We start from the raw sequence: 22,568 nt of genomic DNA on the forward strand, positions 1-22,568 counted from the left end.
CAAAATTTTCATAAGAATATGTTTGAAATACTTTGCATACCTGCAGTGTATTATCTTATTTCTTTATTCTATTTGCTTTGCACAACCTTCACCGCGACTCTTACAGCGTGCTGAAAGAAACCTGACGAGAACCATTGTCCATGATATATTCTCACCACCCGTTGCCAGCAGAATCTATTTGTATGCAAATGCAGCTGCTTATGAAACACTGATTGCAGGAACAAATGGGGGGCTTAGTTTGTATAGTAAGGTGTCTCATTTTCCTAATTGTGCAAACATTCCAAAACCTGCTAATATCAATTATGAGCTTGCAGCTGTACATGCATTTTTCAGAACGGGCGGAAAACTTGTATTCTCAGAACATTTAATGGAAGATAGTATCCGGGTGATTTTGAATGACTTTCATGAAATGGATTCTCAGCGATATGCACAATCCATAAAGTTTGGAGAAGCCGTAAGCGATAGTATTTTAAAATGGGCTACGGGTGATAATTATGCACTAACCAGGAAAAAGCGAAGGTATTCATATGCAAAGAAACCAGGAAAATGGAGTCCTACACCTCCCGGATATATTGACGCTGTCGAGCCTTATTGGAGCCAGATAAGGCCGGTAGTTCTTGATTCTGCCTCTCAGTTTCGGCCAACCTCGCCTCCGGTATTTAGTACGGATAGCTCAAGTAATTTTATGAAGGAGGTAGTAGAAGTATACAACGTGGGCCGGAACATGGATAAGGAGAAAATACTAATAGCCAGTTTTTGGGATTGTAACCCATTCTATCTGAACACACAAGGACATCTTAATTTTGCTACTAAGAAGCTTTCGCCGGGGGGGCACTGGATTTCTATTGCCGGGCAAGCCGCTGAAATTTCAGGAGCAGATTGGATTACAACAAGTAAGGCATATACACTTACATCTATAGCGCTGTTTGATGGATTTATTAGCTGCTGGGATGAAAAGTACCATAGCCAGATGATACGTCCGGAGACAGTCATTAATTCTTATATTGATGAAAAGTGGAGACCTATGTTGCAAACACCACCTTTTCCAGAGTATACAAGTGGGCACAGTGTAATTTCAACGTCGGCGGCGATTGTCTTAACAGCCGTGTTTGGTGATCAATTTTCATTCGATGACAACACCGAAGTTAGCTACGGACTTCCGATAAGACATTTCAGTTCTTTCAATCGGGCAGCTGCCGAAGCCGGAATAAGTCGACTTTACGGTGGCATACATTATCGGTCGGCCATTGAGCACGGCCAAATTCAAGGAGAAAAGGTCGGAAAAATAATATTAGCCAAACTGGGTTTAAACTAAATGGAGCTGCTAAAAACATTATATTACCTGTTTATTAATTTTTTTTAATAAATATTCTCCATTTGTTAAAAATGTTTCTATTTTTGACACTATAAATCCTCCTTATGATATCCGCCAATTCTATCTCGAAAATCAGAATTAGGAAATTATTTGTCGGGGCTATTAAGGAATTATAGTGTTTTGTTTAATCTTTTAGTCATTTTACCAAATTAACCATGAGACAAAAGTCTACTAGTTACAATTTTTTGGTAATACTGTTTCTACTTCTCGCGGGAAGTACCTGGAGTATTGCACAAGATAGAAAAGCCGTCACCGGAACGGTTGTGGATAAAGATCAAAATCCATTGCCTGGGGTGAACTATCTTATTAAAGGTTCCAACAATGGAGGATCGACCGATGCGAACGGGAAATTTACGGTTAACGTGACCTCTGCAAATGCTGTTCTTGTATTCTCCTCTATTGGTTTTGTTACAAAGGAAGTAACAGTAGGAAATTCATCGCAGCTGTCAGTATCGCTTGAAGAAGATACTAAAAATCTTGATGAAGCAGTCGTAATCGGTTTTGGGATGCCTACTGAAACACGAAAACTGGCATTCTCTGCTCAGAGCATTCAAGGCCAGGATCTCACACGTGCAAATAATGCCAACATGGTGAATGCATTACAGGGTAAAATAGCAGGTGTAATGATCAATCAGGGAACAGGTGGACCTATGTCATCTTCTCGTATACGTATTCGTGGTAATGCATCTCTGAGTCCTAATACGCAGCCACTTTTTGTTGTGGATGGCGTTCTGATTCGTCCTGGAACTTCCGGTGCTGACTCCTGGGGTGCTGGTCAGGATTTCGGTAACATCATGAAGAACATAAACCCTGACAACATTGAGTCCATGACAGTTCTCAAGGGTTCTGCTGCGAGTTCACTATATGGCTCTGAGGCACTTAATGGTGTTGTGGTAGTGACGACCAAAAAAGGACGTACAGATAAAGGATTAGGTGTGACATATAATCACACGTCAACATTTGAGACTGCTTACCGGTTTTTAGATTTGCAGAATCGATTTGGTGCAGGAAGAAGTAATGAATTTATTACAGGTGCGGATGGTGTTCCTGAAATTGACAGACCTAATTATTTCTGGTCTTATGGTCCGGAAATGAAAGGGCAAACTGTGAGAGACCTGGATGGAAGAATGGTAGAATACAAGCCGAACGATCCGCTAAGCTTTTTTCAGACTGGTAAATACATCAACCATAATGTTGCGATTGAAGGAGGAAATGATCGCAGTTCATTTAGAGCATCCTTTTCAACGTTGAAAAATACGTCGATTATGCCTGCAGGTACTGAATTGAAAAGAAATAACTTCAATATCAGAGGAACTCAGAAGATCGGAAAAATTTTAAGTCTGGATGTAAGCGCAGACTATACAGATAATAATATGATTAATCCAATCAGACAAGGAGGTAATTACAATCCGGTATTCCGTTTTGTATATCAGCGTCCAAGATCGATGGATATCAACTATTGGGCAAACAATTATCTGGATCCTGTTGCCGGTGGTCGTCGTCAGGGTACAGCCGATCCGTACGGTATTTCTGAATTTATGTTCCAGACGTTCCAATATACTCAGGCAAGAAATGAGAAGGTATTTCGTGGTAACATAGACTTGAATGGTACTATTACCGAAGAGTTGAAGTTTCTTATTCGTGGTAACGTTCAAACTGAGCTTTATACAGGAAATAATAAGAACCGTGGAGATGGTGTAGGTTTCGCTGGTGGTGAGTACGGAGAATATACAGAAAACTCAAACCAGTCTCGCTTCCAGGGATTATTGATGTTCAACAAACAGCTCAGCGAAGATTTTAACCTGAGTTTGAATGCAGGAGGAGAAACCAACCGTGTAAATGGAGGCAGATATTTTAAAGCCAGAACTGACGGAGGTTTGAGAGTGCCTGATGTATTTACGCTGGCTAATACAGGAAATGTATTAGTCTATGAAAACCGATTAAACCCTTCCAGACGCATTGATGCAGTATATGCTTATGGAGATTTGACCTATAAAGATGCTTTAACGTTAAGTGCCAGTTTCCGGAATGACTGGTCATCTACATTAACTTATGCAGATGGAACAGGGGATCATACGTACTCATACCCATCGGTTGGTTTGGCATGGATCGCAACAGAATCTATCAAAACGTTACCCACATGGTTATCATTTGGTAAGTTAAGAGCGAGTTTAGGCTATACCGGTGGTGATACTGAAGCATGGTCTACAAACCAAACAGGAAATTATTCCCCTCTGGGAACATATACGGACGCAAACGGTCAGATTATTAACAGGTCAGGTTTCAATGCTGACAGAGGTAATACATTGCCGAATTATGGTCTGAAAAACAGATTGGCCCGTGAAATCGAATTCGGTGCAGATGTCCGCTTCTTTAATAATCGTCTGAGCTTCGACGTTTCGGTGTACAACAAAATTACTAGAAACGAGATTCTTAGCCTGGCTACGACGCCTGAGTCTGGTGTAAGCAGCCAGCTTGTAAATGCAGGAAGAATTCAAAATAAGGGTGTTGAATTTCTGATATCTGCTTCACCTGTAAAGAATGACAAATTCGAGTGGAATACAAGTATCAATTTTTCTCGCAACAGAAATAAGGTGCTTGAATTGGTTGAAGGAACTGACACCTATACATTATCAAACGGTTTCGGCGCAGATGTGTCGTCTGTTGCTCGCGTCGGTAAGGATTATGGTACAATCGTTACTTCTTATGCCTATGCTACTTATGAGTCTTCTGATCCGGCGACCAATGGCAAAAAGGTGATAGGTGCTAACAGTGGAGCAAGCGGTGGTATTGCTTATCTTAGAAGCGGTGCGTATGGACAAGGCTCTAAGGAATTGGGAACTGTAATGGAAAATTTCCTTGCGAGTAGTATCAACTCATTCCGCTATGGAAACTTTACAGCTACTGTGCAGGCAGATGCAAAGATAGGAGGTCTTATGACGTCAGCCACCCACCAGTACGGTGGTTCTCAGGGAGCGTTTGCATATAGCTTGCCAGGACGTAATACAGAACTTGGAGGCGTTAGCTTTACTGATGCGCAAGGTGTATCACGTACAGATGGTATTGTTCCTGATGCCGTTCTTGCTAATGGTTTTATGGTTCAGGTGGACGGTGCTCCTAAGGATCTGGGAGGTATGTTGTTTGCAGATGCAGTGGAAGCTGGATACGTTAAACCTATCCGTGCAGACTTTTATTATAACAACCTTACCAATTGGGGAGCGGGTATCCGTGAATTTTCAACATTTGAAAACTCCTGGGTATCTCTTCGCGAAGTATCTGTAGGCTATAACGTGCCGGCAAGTCTGTTGAATAAAGCAAGGGTTCAGTCGCTTCGTGTAAGTTTGGTAGGTCGTAATCTTGGATATCTGTACAGGACTGCAAAAGATGGTATCAATCCTGAGGGACTTTATAGCAACAGGGCAGGGGAGTTTATGGAATATGGTGGACTACCATTTTCCCGTAACCTTGGTGTCTCTGTAAATATCGGACTGTAACAAAATATCCATTCTTTACAGCAGATTTTTTAAAAACGAAATAATATGAAAGTTATAAAAAACAGTATTTTACTTCTCGCATTGGCAACAGCCTTCCAGGCTTGTGACAAGCAAGATTTTGTTGACGTTAATAAGAGCCCTGATGCACTGGGTTCGGTACCACCGCAAAACCAGTTCCTGAATGCGATCATAAAGATGAACGAAACCGACTTTGATGCGTTCTATGAACACTATCGTCGGGTGATGCCCTGGATGCAATACACAACCGGGCTAAACGGAAATGAAGGACCCTATACTCAAAACTGGGACAACTTCACACAGCGTTACGGTCGCTTGTACAATGGTGTAGGAGATAATCTAAATGATGTTGAAATGCTGGTAAGTAAGCTCAGTGCAGAAGAACAACCACGTTACGTCAACATGATTAAAATTGCAAATATTGTGAAAGCGTATTATGCATTTTATGTGTCGGATATTTATGGAAGTATTCCTTATTCAGAGGCATTTGAAGGTCGTTATGGCGGTACTTTACAACCCAAATACGACTCTCAGCAAGTACTGTTTGCCACACTTGATGCCGAACTAAAAGCCGCAATTGCTACATTGAAACAGACACCAAGTGTGAGTCAGGTGAACTTGGGGAACAATGATCAGTACTATGCGGGGGACGCTCAAAAATGGGTGAAAGCTGCAAATGCATTGAGATTACGCATAGCCATGCGTGTGAAAAAGGCGAATGCAGCCGCTGCAAATGCTATTATAACAGAAGTTCTCGCTTCTCCTGCGACAGATTTTATGGAATCCAATGCAGATGGGTGGGTATTTAAGGCCAATGCAGCATTTACCGGAACGGGTACAGGCGGAAACAGAAATCCAAGTGAATTGAGAGCTCCAAAGCCTATGGTCGACTTTATGTGGGAGAAAAAGGATCCGCGTATTGATGCTTTCTTTACTCCAAACGGTTACTCGCAGACTAATATCAATCTTCTTATAGCTGCTGGTCAGTTACCGGCTGGAACAACAGTCCCTACCCGGAGATATGTTGGAAGCTTGACCAGCCCAGACGAAGCTGCTACAACAGAGAATATTCGCCGTTTTTACACGACCAAGAGAGTCGTTTCGGGAACTTCAGAAATACAGGTGGATACACTATCCTTCATACAGCCACGTCTTTTCAGTGCAGGCTATGCTGTAAGTGGTACTAATGGAACCGGGTTTTCATACTTACCCGTGATAACTTACGCCGATTACTGCTTTATGCGCGCTGAATTGGCGTTATCCGGCATGGGTTCAGGAACAGCGAAAGAATGGTACGACAAAGGTGTAGTGAGTTCAATCCGCTGGTATGATGAAGTAGGTACTGGTTCTCAGCTAACAAACTATACCGCCGTTACCCAAGCGGAAATTGATGCTTACATGTTACAGCCTGGCGTTGCATTCGATGCTGCAAAAGGATTGGATCAGATCGCAAGTCAGAGTTACCTGAACTTTATGAAACAGGCTCCGGAAGGATGGGCACTATGGAAACGTACAGGTTACCCCAACCCAACATCCGTTGTGCCGCTTCCGGTGGTAAGAAGTTTGAATGTTACACTGGTTATACCCAGAAGAGCACCTCTGAATTTGATTACAGATACGGATCCTAATGTTGAAAATAAAAGAGCGGCTTACGCAGAGATGGCGACGCTACCTGGTTTTGGTAGCAATCCAGCCGATGCAACCGGCCGTGTTTGGTGGGACAGACCGTAATTTTTAGGGATTTAGTGGTTGAAAATGAAAAAGAGGCAAGCCAACCGGCTTGCCTCTTTTTCATTTTAAGGAGTGTGAATTCGTATGGTTATTTTACCCTTTGTTGCATCGCCGGGAATAAATACGAACTGATGCTTGGTTCCATCGCCTTCTTCTGTTTGAAATTTATATGAAACAGAATCATTGAATATAATCGTATGTTTCGGCCATTCTTTTCTATTCTCAATATTAAAATCATAAGGTATTGGATAAAAATAGGCAATTTCAACACATCCGTTAATATCTCCCGACATTGTTATTTCTTTATCAACCTCCGAATGTCGGGTATGTGTCACATAGGTAAAGCGCCGCTCTTTTGTCATATCTGTAATTTCAAAAACAGTATCTTTTTCTTTACAGGAAGTTAGATACAAAATAAGGTATATAGCCAGGCTTACCTTGCTTTGTTTATTAATCACATTTTTCAGATACATTGTTTGAAATTTTTGACATAAGGGCATGTGCTGTGTAGGAACTAAATTTAGCTGGTTGCTCATTTATGTCAGTCATTAATTAGACATCCTACTGCTTGTGTTTTTCTTTTTAATATGCTATTGCCTTTCAAGTGAGCCTCAATAGCATCCCTGAGATAAAATTCACTTGGTTTGGATCTGTTTTTCCCTAACGCAACATACCAGTTGTCAATCGCTCCCTGGTAACTAACTACACCATTTTCATCTAATAGCACTACCTCCGGCATCACTGTGGCTCGGTACTGACGGGTTTTAAAATGATCTTTATCTGTAAAGCCTCGGAAACTAGCCTTGTATTTATTCAGAAACTGCTTTATTTCTCTATCTGTGACCGTGTAAACAGGAAAATAGGATTCAAACTGAATGCCCTTTATACTATACTCCTCTGATAGTTGTTTCAACACCGGCATGTATGATTGCGAAACAGGACATTCTGTATCTAAAAAAACAATCACTTTTAGGGAATTGGGCATAGTTGTACTCTGGCTTTGTACATGTGTGCTGACAAAGCATAGTAACAAAACCCCAACTATTGATTTAGCGCAAAAAGTCATAAGGAGGCTTACTTAGTCAATTCCTTGAGAGCCACTTCCACCTTTTTAAATCCAAACGAGTCAATTTCCCGCTTCATTCTTGCTGCGATCTCCTTGTTTTGAAGATTGCCAATACTGCCTTCATGTGTATGTGCAAGTTCACGTGGCGCTTTGTAGCTTCCGTCTGCGATTTCGGCGCCTACCTGCTTGTAAGCATCTCTGAAAGGTACGCCATTGATCACCAGCTCATTTACACGTTCTACGCTGAATAGCAGATCGTATTTGGCATCGTCGAGCAGATTCTGTTTTACTTTGATATTTTCCAGCATAAACGTAGCAATGTCAAGGCAGTCCAGTATTTCATCGAAAGCAGGCATTAGTATTTCTTTCAATAGCTGCATATCGCGGTGGTAGCCCGAAGGCAAGTTGCTCAATACCATCGTTACTTCCATGGGCAGTGCTTTCATCCGGTTTGTTTTGGCACGAAGCAATTCGGCTACATCCGGATTTTTTTTGTGCGGCATGATACTGCTGCCGGTTGTCAGGTCATCCGGTAATATGAGGAAGCCGAAATTCTGACTGTTATATAAGCACACATCCATCGCCAGTCGGGAAACGGTTGCAGCAAGTGAAGATATAGCTGTAAGTGCAGCCTGCTCTGTTCTTCCCCGACTCATCTGAGCGTACACCACATTATGATGCATGCCTTCAAATCCCAGTAATTCTGTCGTCATCTGCCGGTTGAGGGGAAAGGATGAGCCATAACCGGCTCCGGATCCTAGTGGATTGCGATTGGCAAGTCGGTAAGCAGCATGAAGCTGAATTACATCGTCGATCAGTCCTTCAGCATACGCACCAAACCACAATCCAAATGAGGAAGGCATGGCGATTTGAAGATGGGTGTATCCTGGAAGAAGGTCGTTCTTGTGTTCTTCTGATTTTTTAGAAAGTATCGAAAATAGCTTTTCAGTCGCTTTAACAACTTCAAAAAGGCGGTGACGCGTGTAAAGTTTCATGTCCACCAGCACCTGATCGTTGCGGGAACGCCCGCTATGAATCTTTTTACCTGTGTCTCCCAGTTTACGGGTCAGCATGAGTTCCACCTGCGAATGCACATCCTCTACGCCGTCTTCAATGGTAAATTCACCTTTTTGAATCTCACCGTAAATTTCTTTTAATACTTCTCGGAGCGATGATAGTTCATCGGAAGTGAGCAGATCGATTGATTCCAGCATGGTAGCATGCGCCAGGTTGCCCAACACATCGAACTCCGCCAGATGGAGATCCATTTCGCGGTCCTTCCCTACAGTGAAACGATCAATTTTAACAGACGTTACGGTATTTTCTTTTTGCCAAAGTTTCAAGATGCAGCAGTTGAATGGGTGATTGAGGTAAATTCCTCATTTATTCCTGTGCAAATTTACATGGTACGGTGAAATTTCCGGCTTAGAATTAGAAAGAAGTTATGGTTTCAATCGATCATCCGGCGAATTGCGACAAATCGCTTCTGGTAGTAATCAGCATCAAGAAGATCGTAGCGGATGCCGCCTTTAAATGCAGAATGGATAAACTTTACGTAGGAAGGCGTAACCTCTGTAATGATCCCAACATGACCTACTTGCGCACTCTTTGTACTCTGTCCTTTGAAAAATATAAGATCACCCGGCTTAGCCTGTGGTAAATCTATCAAGGTACCCTTTTTAGCCTGTGCAGCACTGGAATGTGGCAAGGAAATATCCCATTTATCAAAACAATATCTCACAAAGCCTGAGCAGTCAAAACCTTTTTTTGAAGATCCTCCGGAACGGTAAGGAATGTGTAAATGCCTGGTGGCAAAAGATACCAGAGACTCGATAGGGTTCAGGGTATCAGCTGAAACGGTAGGTTGTTTTTTATTTTGGGCAACTGAGGGGCTGGTAGTAGCGGCGAATAATAGGGTAACAAAAAAAATAAAGCGTCCAATCGATAATTGCATCAGGGATTCAGGTTGGTTCAGAATATAAAAATTCTCAGCAGCAGAAAATATTGCCTTTTGTAATTTTATCTATGTTTTGTAAAACTAACGATCATTTTTTGATTTATTTTATTTTAAGTTTAGTTCTTTTTGGCTACTTTTATGTAATTGATTGAATGTTAGGAAGTAGGATATTTCTCATGAAAGTAAAGGTTTAATGACTGGCAGAGCTAGAAGATTTCCTTCATTACGCGCCGGTTTTTTTCATACTTTTGTGGCTTCCAAACGGAGTAAATTAATAAAACGTTTCTTCATGAATACCACCGACCGTTATCTGCAGCGCGGCGTATCAGCATCCAAAGAAGATGTGCACAAGGCAATTGAAAACATTGATAAAGGGCTGTATCCAAAGGCTTTTTGTAAGATAGTACCGGATACGCTGGGCGGTGATCCGGAGTATTGTACGATCATGCATGCGGATGGCGCAGGTACAAAAACATCGCTTGCTTATTTGTATTGGAAAGAAACGGGTGATATTTCTGTGTGGAAAGGCATTGCTCAGGATGCCATCGTCATGAACACCGATGATCTTTTGTGTGTAGGAGCTACAGGTCCGATGCTATATTCGTCTACTATCGACAGAAATAAAAACCGGATTCCTGGCGAAGTCATCGCCGAGGTAATCAACGGTGCTGAAGAAGTGCTGGACATGCTCCGTGGCTATGGCGTAGAGATATATAGTACCGGTGGAGAAACTGCTGACGTAGGTGACCTGGTAAAAACGGTGACGGTGAATAGCACAGTGATCGCGAGAATGAAGCGTTCCGAAGTCATAGATAATGCCAATATACAAGCTGGTGATGTGATCGTAGGACTTGCTTCTTACGGACAGGCCAACTACGAAACATCCTATAATGGCGGAATGGGTAGTAATGGGCTTACATCCGCAAGGCATGATGTGCTGGGCAAATACCTTGCAAGCAAATATCCTGAAAGTTTTGATTCTGAAGTGAGCGAAGATCTGATCTACAGCGGCACGAAAAACCTGACGGATGCGGTAGAAGGTACACCGCTTAACGTGGGTCAACTTGTTCTTTCTCCTACCCGTACATATGCTCCCGTTGCGAAAGCGTTGTTGGATGAGTTACGTTCTCAGATACACGGTATGGTGCATTGCAGCGGTGGTGCTCAGACTAAAATTCTGCATTTTGTTGATAATCTGCATATTATTAAAGATAACCTGCTGCCGATTCCTCCTTTGTTTAAACTGATTCAAGAAGAAAGCGGTACAAGCTGGCAGGAAATGTATAAGGTCTTCAACATGGGACACAGACTGGAGATTTATTTGTCTGCTGAACATGCTGACAGAGTGATAGAAATTTCTAAATCATTTGGTATTGACGCGCAGATCATTGGCCGTGTAGAAGCGTCTGATGAGAAAAAACTCACCATTAAAACGGAGACAGGAACGTATTACTACTAAATCTGTCTCTATTGAGATTATAAAAAATGGGGCGAAGCTGAACATAAGCTTGCGCCCCATTTTATTTTGGCGTAAATATATTTGCTGACTAAGAGACAGATTACTTCATCAGCATGAATAATGAACTCCCGAAAGGACCTTTCTTGAGTACAGTCTGTTCGACCTTCATAACCGAATGCAGCAGGTTATTGATAAAGTCACCCGGGTACTTGACATCTGAATCAACCTCGGAAATATTGATGTCTCCCTTTTTGATCTGATATTTCTGAAATTGACGTACTAACCAGATCGGAATCGAAAGGGCGAAAGGCCAATAGGTGGAAAAGTGGATGGATAATCCGGCTTGACTGGTATATTTCAGGAAATCACTGAGCACAAATCTGCGTGAACTGCCAACCGCCAGATCATGTGTTCCTGAAAAAGCTTCAAATGCATGGATGTTGATCAGAATGATGCCGTTCGGTTTTAATCTCTTTCTGAAAATGGCAAGTGTGTTTATAATTTCTTTGTCGGTCAGAAAATACAAAGCATCATTACAGCATATAACATCATACTTTTCCTGAGGACGAAAATCTCCGGCCTGTCTCAAGTCTCCATGACCCACATCCAAATCTCTTTCCAGAGAAAAATCAACAGCATGTGAAGAATAATCAAATCCGGAGGTATTTGTAAACCCCTGCTCTTTCAGGAAGGAAAGTAATCCCCCTGTGCCACAACCCGCATCCAAAAGTTTAATGCTTTTATTTTGTATGCCAAAATGTTTATCAATTTGTGTTAAAACCTTCTGATGAAGGATTTTATACCACCACAACTTTCGTTCAACATCATACATTCTCTGGTATTCGAGCCGGTTGTCTATCATTGTATTTCGGAGCTGTTGTATTTGATTACATACTGCGGCTGTCCACTCTGAGCCATGAAACTCTTGCCAATGTATTCACCTAATACGCTCAGTAATGTACACTGCATGCCGCCAATAAAAATGAACGCTGCAGTCACCACCTGCCATCCTTTAGGATCCGGGCCGATAAGCCATTGACCTAATAGGAAAACCAGTAAAAGTGCGCCCAGTCCGAATAGTCCTAACCCGAGCGGCATAAAAAGCCTGATAGGCAACGCTGAATAGCAGAATAGAATATTCAGGAAGAGCGATATAAGTTTACGCCAGGTGTAGTTGGAAGCTCCTTCTTCGCGTTTCTGATGCGAAACCTGCACTTTCCCAATGTTATTGGTGATCCGAAAGATCAGTCCGTCTATATAGGGATAAGGACCTTTATATTTGATGATTTCGTGTACAACTTCTCTTCTAATTAATTTGAAGCTTGAAAGATACAAGTCTTTGGGTTTATTAAGCAGATAGCTGGTTATCCAGTTTACAATCTTGCTCCCAAAATTTCGGTGGCGGGCATGTTGCTTTTTTGCATAATAGGTATATACCACGTCATACTGTCCGGTTTCTGCTTTTTCAAGAAGCTTTAATATTTCTTCAGGCGGATTCTGAAAGTCATCGTCAATCATCACGCAATATTCTCCCTGGGACCAGTTCAAGCCACACATGACTGCATTGAATTCACCATAATTTCGCCGGAGCGACAGAAAGTGAACATTCGGGTATTCAACAGCAAGTCTCCGGCATACTGCCTCGGATGCATCCCTGCTGTTGTCATTAATAAGTACGATTTCAAAGTAAATATCAGATAACGCTGACTGCAGACGCTGCACCAATGCTGCGATTGAAGATTCACTGTTGTATACAGGTATTACAACGGATAGTTTCATGGCTGTGTATGCCCGGAAGTAAATGTGTTGATTGCATCAATAATACGTGTAACTTCTTCATCTGTAAGCATCGGGTGCAAAGGCAAGCTTACTACCTCCCGATGAATCTTTTCGGTAATGGGCAGGCGGAGCGCAGCCAGCTCTTCGTAGGCATTTTGCTTATGTATGGGCAGCGGATAATGCACGTTGGTCTGAACGCCGTGGCTTTCAAGATGCGCTACGAGTGCGGCTCTGTCCGGGTGCCGTACCACAAACAGGTGCCAGGCATCCTCTTCGATCCTGTCAGCAGGAGGTAATACCAGTCCCTGTGTTTTTATTTCGTTGAGATAACGTCGTGCTATATCTCTTCTTCTTTGATTATCATTGTCCAGAGATGGCAGCTTTACATTGAGTATGGCTGCCTGTATTTCGTCCAAACGGCTGTTTACACCTTTGTATTCATTTTTATACCGCTCTTTCGATCCGTAATTTCGCAGAAATGTGATCTTTTGTGCGAGAGTACTATCGGAAGTGGTAACGGCACCGGCATCACCCAATGCACCCAGGTTTTTGGTAGGATAAAAACTGAAAGCGGTTGCATCAGCAATACTTCCGACTTTTCTGCCCTCATACGTTGCTCCATGTGCCTGCGCAGCATCGGTAATTACTTTCAGATTATGCCTGCGGGCTATATCCAGAATTGCATCCATTTCACAGCTCCGACCATAAAGATCTACTGTTATAATCGCTTTTGTATTGGCGTTAATCCGCTCTTCTATTAATTCGGGATTCAGTAGCATGGTATCGGGATCCGGTTCTACCAGTATAGCTGTAAGTCCAAGATAGGATACGGGAAGAACAGAAGCGATATAAGTATTTGCCGGAACGATGACTTCGCTGCCAATGGGGAAATCGAAAGCTTTCAGGATTAGCGTAATAGCATCCAACCCGTTGGCTACGCCAATGCAATGGGATGATTCACAATAGGAAGCAAATGCCTGTTCAAAATGGCTCAGCTCTTTTCCTAGAATATACCAGCCGGAACGTAAAACGCGCAAAGTTGCAAGTTCAATCGCTTCCTGGTAAGGCGCATTGATCTGATTCAGATCTAAAAAGGGAATCATGAGAAACTGGTTCGGTATAGTAGGTATGGTGAGATGCTGAAAACTGAGTATTTGCTGAATAAGCTGATGTATACATGCAAATAACAGATTACTGATCGATCCGGGTCATTGATACCATAGTAGAATAGGATATCACAGGTTCTGTTTTTCGGAACGATGAGTTTGCCCGTGTTTAAACCAAACAGATTTGGCTTAACAAATTTTGGCATATTTTAATTTTGTTAGGGAATGATTTGGCATGTTCTTCGCATTGGCTTCTTACCGCATACCAACGTCAGAAGTTACCTGTGAATCACTTGGTAAATGTATTCTGTTTATATGGTAATTTCTAAACAGGCGTAATAATTTTATTGAAAATGGAAAATTTTCAAAATAATGTATGCTTGGGGTGACAAATAAGTTTACCTCAACAATAGATATTGTGCTATTTATACGTGACTTGTTACGAATAAATTTGACGCTATGAAAAAAGGAGCAATTATTGCCAGCTTGGGATTATTTTGCTGCCTTCTTCAGTTTGTTCAACTTTCAGATAAGTCTGAATTTCCTGCTGCAACTCCTCCACATGGCTTATGATTCCCACAATACGGTTCTCTTTACGGAGCGATTTCAATGTTTCGAAAACCGTCTGCAGGGCATTTTTATCCAAGGATCCGAAACCTTCATCCAAAAAGAAGAAATTATGTTTCGATTCATTTCTGATATGTATATGATCCGCCAGAGCAAGGGCCAGAGAAAGGGCCGCCTGAAATTTCTGGCCGCCTGACAGTGTTTTCAATAACCGCATGTGTCCGCCATTCAGCAAATCCCGGACCCAGAAGCTATTTCCTTCTCCCAATTCCAGGTGCAATTGCTGGTGGGTCATTTGATGAAAGCGGTGGTTGGCAGCCTGAATAAGGTTTTGCAAATAAATACTGGAAGCATAATCTACAAATCCGCTTGACCTGAAAAGTTTTGCCAGATCATCCAGATGTGCTTTTCTGATTTTAAGCTTCTCTGTTTCCATAAGGAGATTTGTCTTCCTGATGAAGTCCTCGTTCAACTTTTTAAGGAGTCCTTCTAAACGCCCTTCTTCTTTTCGCAATTCACTGAGACTGGCCTCGAGGGCCTGTTTTTCGGTTATCAGTAACTGATGTGTTTCCGTATGGTAGTGCTTGTCCTGGTTTTCCTGTTTTAATTTTTCCAGTTCATGCTTTACTGTACTTAACCCCGACTTGTATGCATCTATTTCCTGCCTTTCCTTGTGGGTATCAATCGGGTTTTGAAGGATTGTTTCTACAACATCTTCTGATGAGAATTGAAATTGAGCCAGTTGTTCATGCAATGAATTCCTGACCTGTGTAATTTCCTGCTGATGGTTTTCAATTGCCCTTACAAGTGTTGCCTGGCCGCCTGATATAACGTTTTTCTCTTTTTCATCCCTATCGATTTGTGCGACAGTCGATTCGTAAAGCTGTTTGATATCCGCATACGAAGTTCTGAGTGCTGCGGTTTTTTCTGTGATTGCAGATTCAGCTATGTTATTCCATTCCTCCAACTTCACCTGAGTAAGCTGACCAGAAAGTGTAGAGGCCATACTATCCGCCTGAAGTATCTTATTTCTGATCTCGTTCAGCGGCTTTTCGAACTTTTCAGTTTTTTCCTCCACCGCCATTTCCAGTTCAGCAGTTTTGGATTTGATCCTGACCTCAGCATCTCTGATCTGTTTTTGAAGATGCTCCATACGGGTTAACTCTTTCTCAAAACTCCCCCTGTTTTCTCTCTCGAATTTTTCCCATACGAATAGCAATTCGTGCGCTTTGATACGATCTCTAATTTCAGAATAGCGGTTTCTGATGCTATTTTTCTGTTTTTCGATATTCTCAAGGAGGGAAAAATCCTTTTGCACGTCAGCCTGAAATCTGCGTAAAGAATCCTCCATCTTTTGAAGCTGCTGTCTGCGATTGTTTTTCTGATCAATCTGCTCGGATAGATTTTCGTCCTGATGTACAATAGAGGGATGGTGTTCGGATCCGCAAAGAGGGCAGGGGGCTCCTTCTGCCAAATCAGACGCGTACTGGTTCAGCGCAATTTGTGTCTGGATGCGAAGCATCTGTTTGGAGATGTCTTCCTTTTCTTCTTCACTTGCTGTCAGGTATTTTGTAATTGCTATATCTATTGCTTCCGGCTCTGACTGGCCCGTAATCCCGAGACTGAAAAAGTCTGCGGCTTTCTGTATTTTTGCGGCCAGTTTTTCCAAGATTGCTGCATGTTCTGCCTTCAGGTCGTCTGCTTCCTTAAGCAGGGCCTTTTTATTTTGCTCTATTTCATCAGATGTGGCAAACCATGCCTTGATCTGGCTCAGTATATGAATATCAATCAACTGGGTTTTATGCTGATCGTTTTCTGCTTCCAGCGCTTTCTTATCTTTCTGTAAAATAGCAAGTGAAACTTCCTTTTCTTTCAACCGAACCTCGCCCTGCTGTAAAGTATTATTTAGTCCGGTCAGCTGCTCAGCTAATTTTTTGATCTGATTTACTTTTTCGAATTCTTCCGCCAGATCAATGAGTTCCTGACGTTTTTCATAAGGTTCTCTCAGACTTACCTGCGTTTCTTTTTGTTTAATTAATGCATCGTTCAGCTCTTTTTCCCGAAGTGCATGCTGTGCAAAGGTGGTCTTGTCTCGGGTGAGTGCAGAGTTTAAAGATTTTTGCTGATCCAGCAATGTCTTGAAATGAATAGAGCAGATTTCAAATAGTCTTAGCTTCTCTTCTCTTTCCTGAATCTGTGCTTTCCGGGAATCGAGAACGATGAGCTGGTCATTCAGAATCTTTATTTTTTCAAAAGCCAGTTTTAGCAACTGCATTTGATCGAGTTCGGCAGTAAGTATGACAAGCTTTCCATTTAATTCCTGAATTGTACTCAGAACCGATTGTCTCAGCTTGTCTTCCACATCGATCGTTTGTTGATCTACCTCCGCAACCGCCTGTAGCTGACCCGCCAGATTGGATAATTCGAGGTCATTTTGCTTGCTGAGCGTGCCTACTTTCCGGCTCAGGTCGTACTTTTCCAATTGGAAAAGCTCTTTCATCATGCGTGTCCGTTCTGCGTCTTTCAGTTCGATAAATTCCTGGAAACGTCCCTGAGGGATAATGATCGTTCTTCTGAAATTGTCATAGCTGAGACCAATGATGTTTTCCGAAGTTTCATGCTCGGATAGCGGAACCCAGTTTCCGTCTGTGAGTATATATGCCTTTCGTTCGAAGGTTTTGACCTCCTTGAAGTTTTTGCTGTTCCTTTTACCCTTGACAGTAAAACGATAATGGTCAGCCTTCTTGCCGGCTACACATTCGAAATCAATGAGCAACTCATCGGATCGCAGGTTCATCATGTTGTACGTACGATCGTCCCCGGCTTTGTTGAGTCGTTCTGTATCACCGTACAAAGCAAATGTGATGGCTTCGAGTATAGAAGATTTTCCGCTTCCTACCGATCCGAATATACCAAACAAAGAAGCATCAGTAAGTGCATCAAAATGGATTTCCTGTTCGGTTTGGTAAGAATATAAACCTTTAATTTTGAGGTATTTTGGAATCATAGTAGAGCGGTTGGCTTTCAGCTTTTGGCGGGGCCGCCCAGGCTATCGGCACCATGAGGGTTTAAATGAAATTGGAAAGATGCTACTCAGAAAGATTTGAGGTCGATGGCTGAGTGTCGATAGCCGACAGCCCCAGCAACAGATCGTCCAGATAAGTCCTGTCGTTACTAAGCCTTGGTACCTTGTTTTGTCCACCTAATTTTTTTCTTTTGCCCATCCAGGAATAGAATGTGCCGGCAGGTACAAAGTGGACGAGCGGCTCAACGAGTGCCATGTCTTTATATCGTTTGGCATCATAGTCTGAATTGATTTCACGAAGCGATTTATCCAGAATGGCGATGAAGGCCTGACGGTCCTCCGGTTCTTTATTGAACTCGATAATCCATTCATGTCCCCCTCGCGATCCGTCCCCCATATACACGGGGCCGGCGGTGTAGTTGGCAACCTGTGAATCCGTTTCCTGTGCTGCTATTTTTACGGCATGATCTGCATTTTCCACAATTACTTCTTCCCCAAATGCATTGATGAAGTGTTTGGTACGGCCACTTACTTTCAGCCTGAACGGATATTTAGATGTGAATTTCACTGTATCTCCGATCAAATACCGCCAAAGTCCTGCATTGGTTGAGATCACCAACGCATAATTGACACCGGTTTCCACCTCATCCAGCAACAGTGCTTTTGGATGTGGTTTGCCCACTTCATCCATGGGTATAAACTCATAGAATATACCATAATCAAGCATCAAGAGCATTTCTCCTACCCGGCTCAGGTCATCCTGTATGGCAAAGAATCCTTCCGAAGCACTGTAGGTTTCCAGGTAAGTAACCTGATCAGAAGGGAAGTATTTGCTTGTGAACAAATCGCGGTAGGGTTCGAAGGATACGGCTCCATGAACGAAAACCTCAAAATCGGGCCATACTTCGAGCATATTGCTCTTCTTGGTCCGTTCCAGAATCTGATCCAGCAGTACGATGGTCCAGGTAGGTACACCAAGAATGCTGGTCACATTTTCATGGGAGCATATGGACGCCATTTTGTCCAGCTTACTTTCCCAATGGTCCATGAGTGCGACTTCCAAAGGAGGCGTTCTCATAAATTCCCCCCATGCCGGCAGGTTTTGCATGATCACGGCGGATACATCGCCTACCTGTGTATAGTCATCAAAAGGATTGGCATGTAAGGTGCCGCCGATAGACAAGCCCTTGCCGTCAAAGACGCGGGTCTCGGGACGGTTGTGGATTAGTAAGGTCATCATGTCCTTACCACCTTCGTAATGGCAGTCCTCCAGTGCTTCCGGTGAAACAGGCAGGTATTTGCTACGTGCGTTGGTGGTACCGGATGATTTGGAAAACCATTCGATAGGCGATGGCCAGAGCACATTGGGCTCACCTTTTAATACACGTTCTATATATGGATAAAGCTCTTCGTATGAAGAAACCGGAACCTGATCCTGAAATTCTTTGACGGATTTGATCTGGCCATAGTTATGCCTTGAACCCCATTCCGTATAACGAGCCGTTTCGATAAGCTCAGAAAAAATACGTTGCTGGGTTTCAACCGGATTCTTCATAAACTGCTCGATCCTTTCAAAGCGTCGCTTCAAAAACCAGACAGTCATATCATTCACCAGCTTCATAACACGTTCGGTTGGATATTGAATTATAAATTCTGTAAAAATAGCAATAAAAACGGTGAGAGAACAGATTGCTTCTGTTTCCCTCACCGGTTAATATCTGTTTTAATATACTAAGTCCTGGAACTGAACTTTCTGTACAAGAAAAGAAGTAGAACTGCGCCAAGTATTGCGATAAACAAGCTTCCGATATCAAAGCCGTCCACTTTTCCGTAACCGAACAGTGATGATATCCAACCTCCGACAACGGCTCCTGCAATACCTATCAGAATGGTGACAATAAAACCACCAGGATCTTTTCCCGGGTGAAGTGCTTTGGCAATGGCTCCTGCAAGAAGCCCTACGATAATCCAGGTTAAAATACCCATGTGTGTTTAGTTTTTATTGTGAAAGTACAGTTGTGAATATACAAAAACTTTGCCTGACACAATGTGCTGAAAATCTGGGTAAGTTCTGAGGGATTTTACCTATCGAAGAACATATTGCTTCCTGCTGCTTTACTGGTGACAGAAGAGCTGATTTCCTGATAAACCGGTGTGCTTTCAGTAACTCGGCCTCGGGCCAGGGGACTACCTGTGATCATAGATAAAGCTTTGTTCAACAGCGGATCACGTAAACTCCCGTAAGCATATAGTTTTGATCCTTCAATCACAGATGCAGTAGGGGTAAAGCCCACGGAATAGTCAGACTGTTTGAGGCTATTGAAAGATTTTGTAACAATTGGTTGCATGCCCCACTTGATTCCCTTGTCTTTACCAGTAATCGTAATAGATCCCACATTTTTACCATATGTTACGTCACCCACCAGCGTTACGTTCATAAAAGGCTTAAGACCATTGATCAGTAATTCGCTCGCTGATGCAGAGTTTTTGGAAGTGATAATAACCAGATTATTAAGGCTCTGACCTATATTCTGAGATTTAGTCTGAAATTTCTCATAGAAGAAACTAGCGCCGTATTGCTTCTCTAGAGCGGGCGTCACCGTAGCATTATATTCTTTATAATAAAATATATCGTTGTTGGTTACTTTCCCGATCAAACTTGCAAGATTGGTAGCAGAACTCACATAACCTCCTCCATTGTAACGCAAATCCAGGATGAGAGAATTGACACCGGAGCTTTTGAATTTGGCAAAAATGCCATCCAGTTTCTGATCATAAGCCTTGGAACCACTGACGCTGTCAGGACCGGGTACAAACTGATGGTAAACGATGTAGCCGATTTTGTCGGAGCCGTATTGGTAAGTCGTGTCATAGTGTATAGGATCCTCCTGTAAGTCGAGCTTGGCTGCCTCTTTTTGAGTTGTACCCTCCGTAATCACGCCGGCATCACTGATAGAACCGACCGTGAATTTCAGTGGTCCGTCTCCCCTGAGAAGACTATTGTAGTTGGTTGTGGTCAACTTCTGCCCATCAATATGTGTAAAAATATCTCCTCTTTTGAAGCCGGCTTTGGCAGCAGGGGAGCCAGGAAGTGTGTAGAGGACTATTCCGACGACATTGGAGCTGCCGGAAGGATAAATAACTAACCGGTAATCAAGACCAGTTGTTTTTGTATTTCCGTTCAATGATGATGTGAGTTCATCAGCACTTTCCTGTATCCATGAGAAGCGGTCGCCATTCGGGTTTGACGTACGGTCGTATTTAAATAACAGTGAACTGAAAAACGCCGAAGGTCCCTGCGACATATCAGGGCTAGCCGGGATTTTATCGTTCCAGTAATACCAATACTTCATATTTGAAAGGATCCAGTCATTTGTTTGACTGTCAGTAGCCGGCTCTACTGTCTTGTCTTTACATGCATACAGCAGTGGCAATAGTACCAGTGATATAATAATTCTTTTCAATAGCATTTTTCTATGCATTATAATTTATAAAAACCTCAGAAATAATATCGCATGCGTGGTTCATCTGTGCTTCATTGATGACAAGCGGAGGTGCAAATCGGATTTTATTGCCGTGGGTGGGTTTACATAGTAAACCCTGTTCCATCATTTTGTAACATAGATTCATAGCTGTGGGGCTATCTTCTGTATCCCTGATCACGATGGCGTTCAGCAAACCTTTGCCTCTGACCAGTTCAATCAGGTCACATTGCGCCTGAAGTGCCTCCATGCGCGACCTGAAAAGAGTACCCATTGCTTCAGCGTTTTCAGCCAGCTTCTCTTCTTCTACGACTTGCAAAGCAGCTATGGTAACTGCACACGCAAGTGGATTGCCTCCATAGGTTGAGCCGTGCTCGCCGGGCGCGATAGTCAGCATGATCTCGTTATCTGCAAGAGCCGCAGATACAGGCATGGTTCCCCCCGAAAGCGCTTTTCCTAATACCAATATGTCCGGTTTTACATCTTCCCAGTCGCATGCCAGCCTTTTGCCCGTTCTGCCGATTCCGGTCTGTACCTCATCAGCAATAAAAAGGACATTGTATTTTGTGCAAAGTTCACGTACCCCTCTCAGGTAACCTTCCTTTGGAACGACTACTCCGGCTTCTCCCTGGATAGGCTCGACCATGAAACCGGCAATGTCGGGATCGGTACGAAATGCATTTTCCAGCGCATCAAGATCGTCATACGGAATGATCACTACACCGGGTAAAAAGGGGCCATAGTCATCAGTACTGGATGGATCGGTAGAAGATGAAATGGCAGCCAGCGTTCTGCCCCAGAAATTGCCGGAAGCGTATACTGTCTTTGCCTTATCAGGTTCAATACCTTTTACTTTATAAGCCCATTTACGGGTTAGTTTCAGAGCCGTTTCGCCTCCTTCAACCCCGCTGTTCATCATCAGTACCTTATCATAACCAAAATACTTGCAGAGAAACTCTTCACATTCACCAAGCTTGTCGTTATAAAAAGCACGTGACGTCAGCGTCAGTTTTTGCGCCTGGGTTATCATTGCCTGCACAATTTTCGGATGGCAATGTCCCTGGCTCACGGCACTGTATGCAGAAAGGAAATCCAGATATTGCTTTCCATCAACATCCCATACATACACGCCGAGTCCCTTGGAAAGAACCACCGGCATGGGCTTATAATTATGAGCGCCATATCGGTATTCAAGTTCTATTGCCTGTTGAGATGTGTTCATGAATGTATCGGTAGGATGAGCCATTAAATATACGCTTTTGAAATGAAGTTGGATTTGCTAAGTAAAAATACGGAAAAGTTAACGGTTTGAAATGTATGAAAGGTTTTCTAAATCATATAACGAAGCTTCAATATATACAATATCAATTTCAGTGTTGATTCCTCAGCTAATGTAATCTACCTTTGCAACAGAATCTCATAGGGGTGCCCAACCGAACGGGCTGAGATCATACCCATAACACCTGATCCGGGTAATGCCGGCGTAGGGAGAGAAAGCTTAAATGAACA

The 22,568-nt window shown here is 42.8% G+C and carries 16 protein-coding genes and 1 riboswitch; of the genes, 4 read left to right on the plus strand and 12 right to left on the minus strand.

Annotated features, from left to right (window positions below):
- Positions 1-22: 22 nt before the first annotated feature.
- The 3 genes from AC1XUE_RS22640 (at position 23) to AC1XUE_RS22650 (ending at position 6,618) form a co-directional block, all read left to right on the plus strand.
- Complete coding sequence (locus AC1XUE_RS22640; RefSeq protein WP_483358287.1) at positions 23-1,315, plus strand: vanadium-dependent haloperoxidase; 1,293 nt, start codon at positions 23-25, stop codon at positions 1,313-1,315.
- Positions 1,316-1,530: 215 nt separating this feature from the next.
- Positions 1,531-4,869, plus strand: a complete 3,339-nt coding sequence (locus AC1XUE_RS22645; RefSeq protein ID WP_483358288.1) for a SusC/RagA family TonB-linked outer membrane protein — start codon at positions 1,531-1,533, stop codon at positions 4,867-4,869.
- 45 nt (positions 4,870-4,914) lie between these two features.
- A complete protein-coding gene (locus AC1XUE_RS22650; protein ID WP_483358289.1) occupies positions 4,915-6,618 on the plus strand; it encodes a SusD/RagB family nutrient-binding outer membrane lipoprotein in 1,704 nt (567 codons plus the stop codon).
- 65 nt (positions 6,619-6,683) lie between these two features.
- Here the strand turns inward: AC1XUE_RS22650 and AC1XUE_RS22655 are convergent, their stop codons facing one another.
- The 4 genes from AC1XUE_RS22655 to AC1XUE_RS22670 all read right to left on the minus strand — a co-directional run bounded on the left by AC1XUE_RS22655 (position 6,684) and on the right by AC1XUE_RS22670 (position 9,638).
- Positions 6,684-7,091: a hypothetical protein gene (locus tag AC1XUE_RS22655; RefSeq protein WP_483358290.1), complete on the minus strand. Its 408-nt coding sequence runs from the start codon at positions 7,089-7,091 to the stop codon at positions 6,684-6,686.
- Between the two features lie 68 nt (positions 7,092-7,159).
- Positions 7,160-7,603: a redoxin family protein gene (locus AC1XUE_RS22660; protein ID WP_483358291.1), complete on the minus strand. Its 444-nt coding sequence runs from the start codon at positions 7,601-7,603 to the stop codon at positions 7,160-7,162.
- An 89-nt stretch (positions 7,604-7,692) separates the two neighbouring features.
- Positions 7,693-9,027: an argininosuccinate lyase gene (gene argH, locus AC1XUE_RS22665; protein WP_483358292.1), complete on the minus strand. Its 1,335-nt coding sequence runs from the start codon at positions 9,025-9,027 to the stop codon at positions 7,693-7,695.
- A gap of 107 nt (positions 9,028-9,134) precedes the next feature.
- Complete coding sequence (locus tag AC1XUE_RS22670; protein WP_483358293.1) at positions 9,135-9,638, minus strand: C40 family peptidase; 504 nt, start codon at positions 9,636-9,638, stop codon at positions 9,135-9,137.
- Positions 9,639-9,930: 292 nt separating this feature from the next.
- On the opposite strand from AC1XUE_RS22670, the gene AC1XUE_RS22675 reads away from it, so the two are divergent.
- Complete coding sequence (locus tag AC1XUE_RS22675; protein WP_483358294.1) at positions 9,931-11,100, plus strand: AIR synthase-related protein; 1,170 nt, start codon at positions 9,931-9,933, stop codon at positions 11,098-11,100.
- 100 nt (positions 11,101-11,200) lie between these two features.
- Here the strand turns inward: AC1XUE_RS22675 and AC1XUE_RS22680 are convergent, their stop codons facing one another.
- The 8 genes from AC1XUE_RS22680 to rocD all read right to left on the minus strand — a co-directional run bounded on the left by AC1XUE_RS22680 (position 11,201) and on the right by rocD (position 22,305).
- A complete protein-coding gene (locus AC1XUE_RS22680; protein WP_483358295.1) occupies positions 11,201-11,962 on the minus strand; it encodes a class I SAM-dependent methyltransferase in 762 nt (253 codons plus the stop codon).
- Positions 11,959-12,879: a glycosyltransferase family 2 protein gene (locus AC1XUE_RS22685; protein ID WP_483358296.1), complete on the minus strand. Its 921-nt coding sequence runs from the start codon at positions 12,877-12,879 to the stop codon at positions 11,959-11,961. The genes AC1XUE_RS22680 and AC1XUE_RS22685 overlap by 4 nt, the downstream gene beginning before the upstream one ends.
- The gene (locus AC1XUE_RS22690) at positions 12,876-13,982 is read right to left on the minus strand and encodes a DegT/DnrJ/EryC1/StrS family aminotransferase (RefSeq protein WP_483358297.1); all 1,107 of its coding nucleotides are present in this window, start codon (positions 13,980-13,982) and stop codon (positions 12,876-12,878) included. Before AC1XUE_RS22690 ends, AC1XUE_RS22685 begins: the two co-directional genes overlap by 4 nt.
- A 478-nt stretch (positions 13,983-14,460) precedes the next feature.
- A complete protein-coding gene (locus AC1XUE_RS22695; RefSeq protein WP_483358298.1) occupies positions 14,461-17,559 on the minus strand; it encodes an AAA family ATPase in 3,099 nt (1,032 codons plus the stop codon).
- Positions 17,560-17,641: 82 nt separating this feature from the next.
- Positions 17,642-19,198: a GH3 auxin-responsive promoter family protein gene (locus tag AC1XUE_RS22700; protein WP_483358299.1), complete on the minus strand. Its 1,557-nt coding sequence runs from the start codon at positions 19,196-19,198 to the stop codon at positions 17,642-17,644.
- A gap of 110 nt (positions 19,199-19,308) precedes the next feature.
- Positions 19,309-19,563 carry a GlsB/YeaQ/YmgE family stress response membrane protein gene (locus tag AC1XUE_RS22705; RefSeq protein WP_483358300.1) on the minus strand — a complete coding sequence of 85 codons (255 nt, stop codon included), beginning with the start codon at positions 19,561-19,563 and terminating at the stop codon, positions 19,309-19,311.
- 95 nt (positions 19,564-19,658) lie between these two features.
- The gene (locus tag AC1XUE_RS22710) at positions 19,659-21,047 is read right to left on the minus strand and encodes a S41 family peptidase (RefSeq protein ID WP_483358301.1); all 1,389 of its coding nucleotides are present in this window, start codon (positions 21,045-21,047) and stop codon (positions 19,659-19,661) included.
- Positions 21,048-21,051: 4 nt separating this feature from the next.
- The gene (rocD, locus tag AC1XUE_RS22715; RefSeq protein ID WP_483358302.1) at positions 21,052-22,305 is read right to left on the minus strand and encodes an ornithine--oxo-acid transaminase; all 1,254 of its coding nucleotides are present in this window, start codon (positions 22,303-22,305) and stop codon (positions 21,052-21,054) included.
- Between the two features lie 165 nt (positions 22,306-22,470).
- A riboswitch (TPP riboswitch) is annotated at positions 22,471-22,566 on the plus strand.
- The last annotated feature ends 2 nt before the right edge of the window (positions 22,567-22,568 follow it).

This window comes from Dyadobacter sp. HNCC25DJ187 (assembly GCF_056895255.1).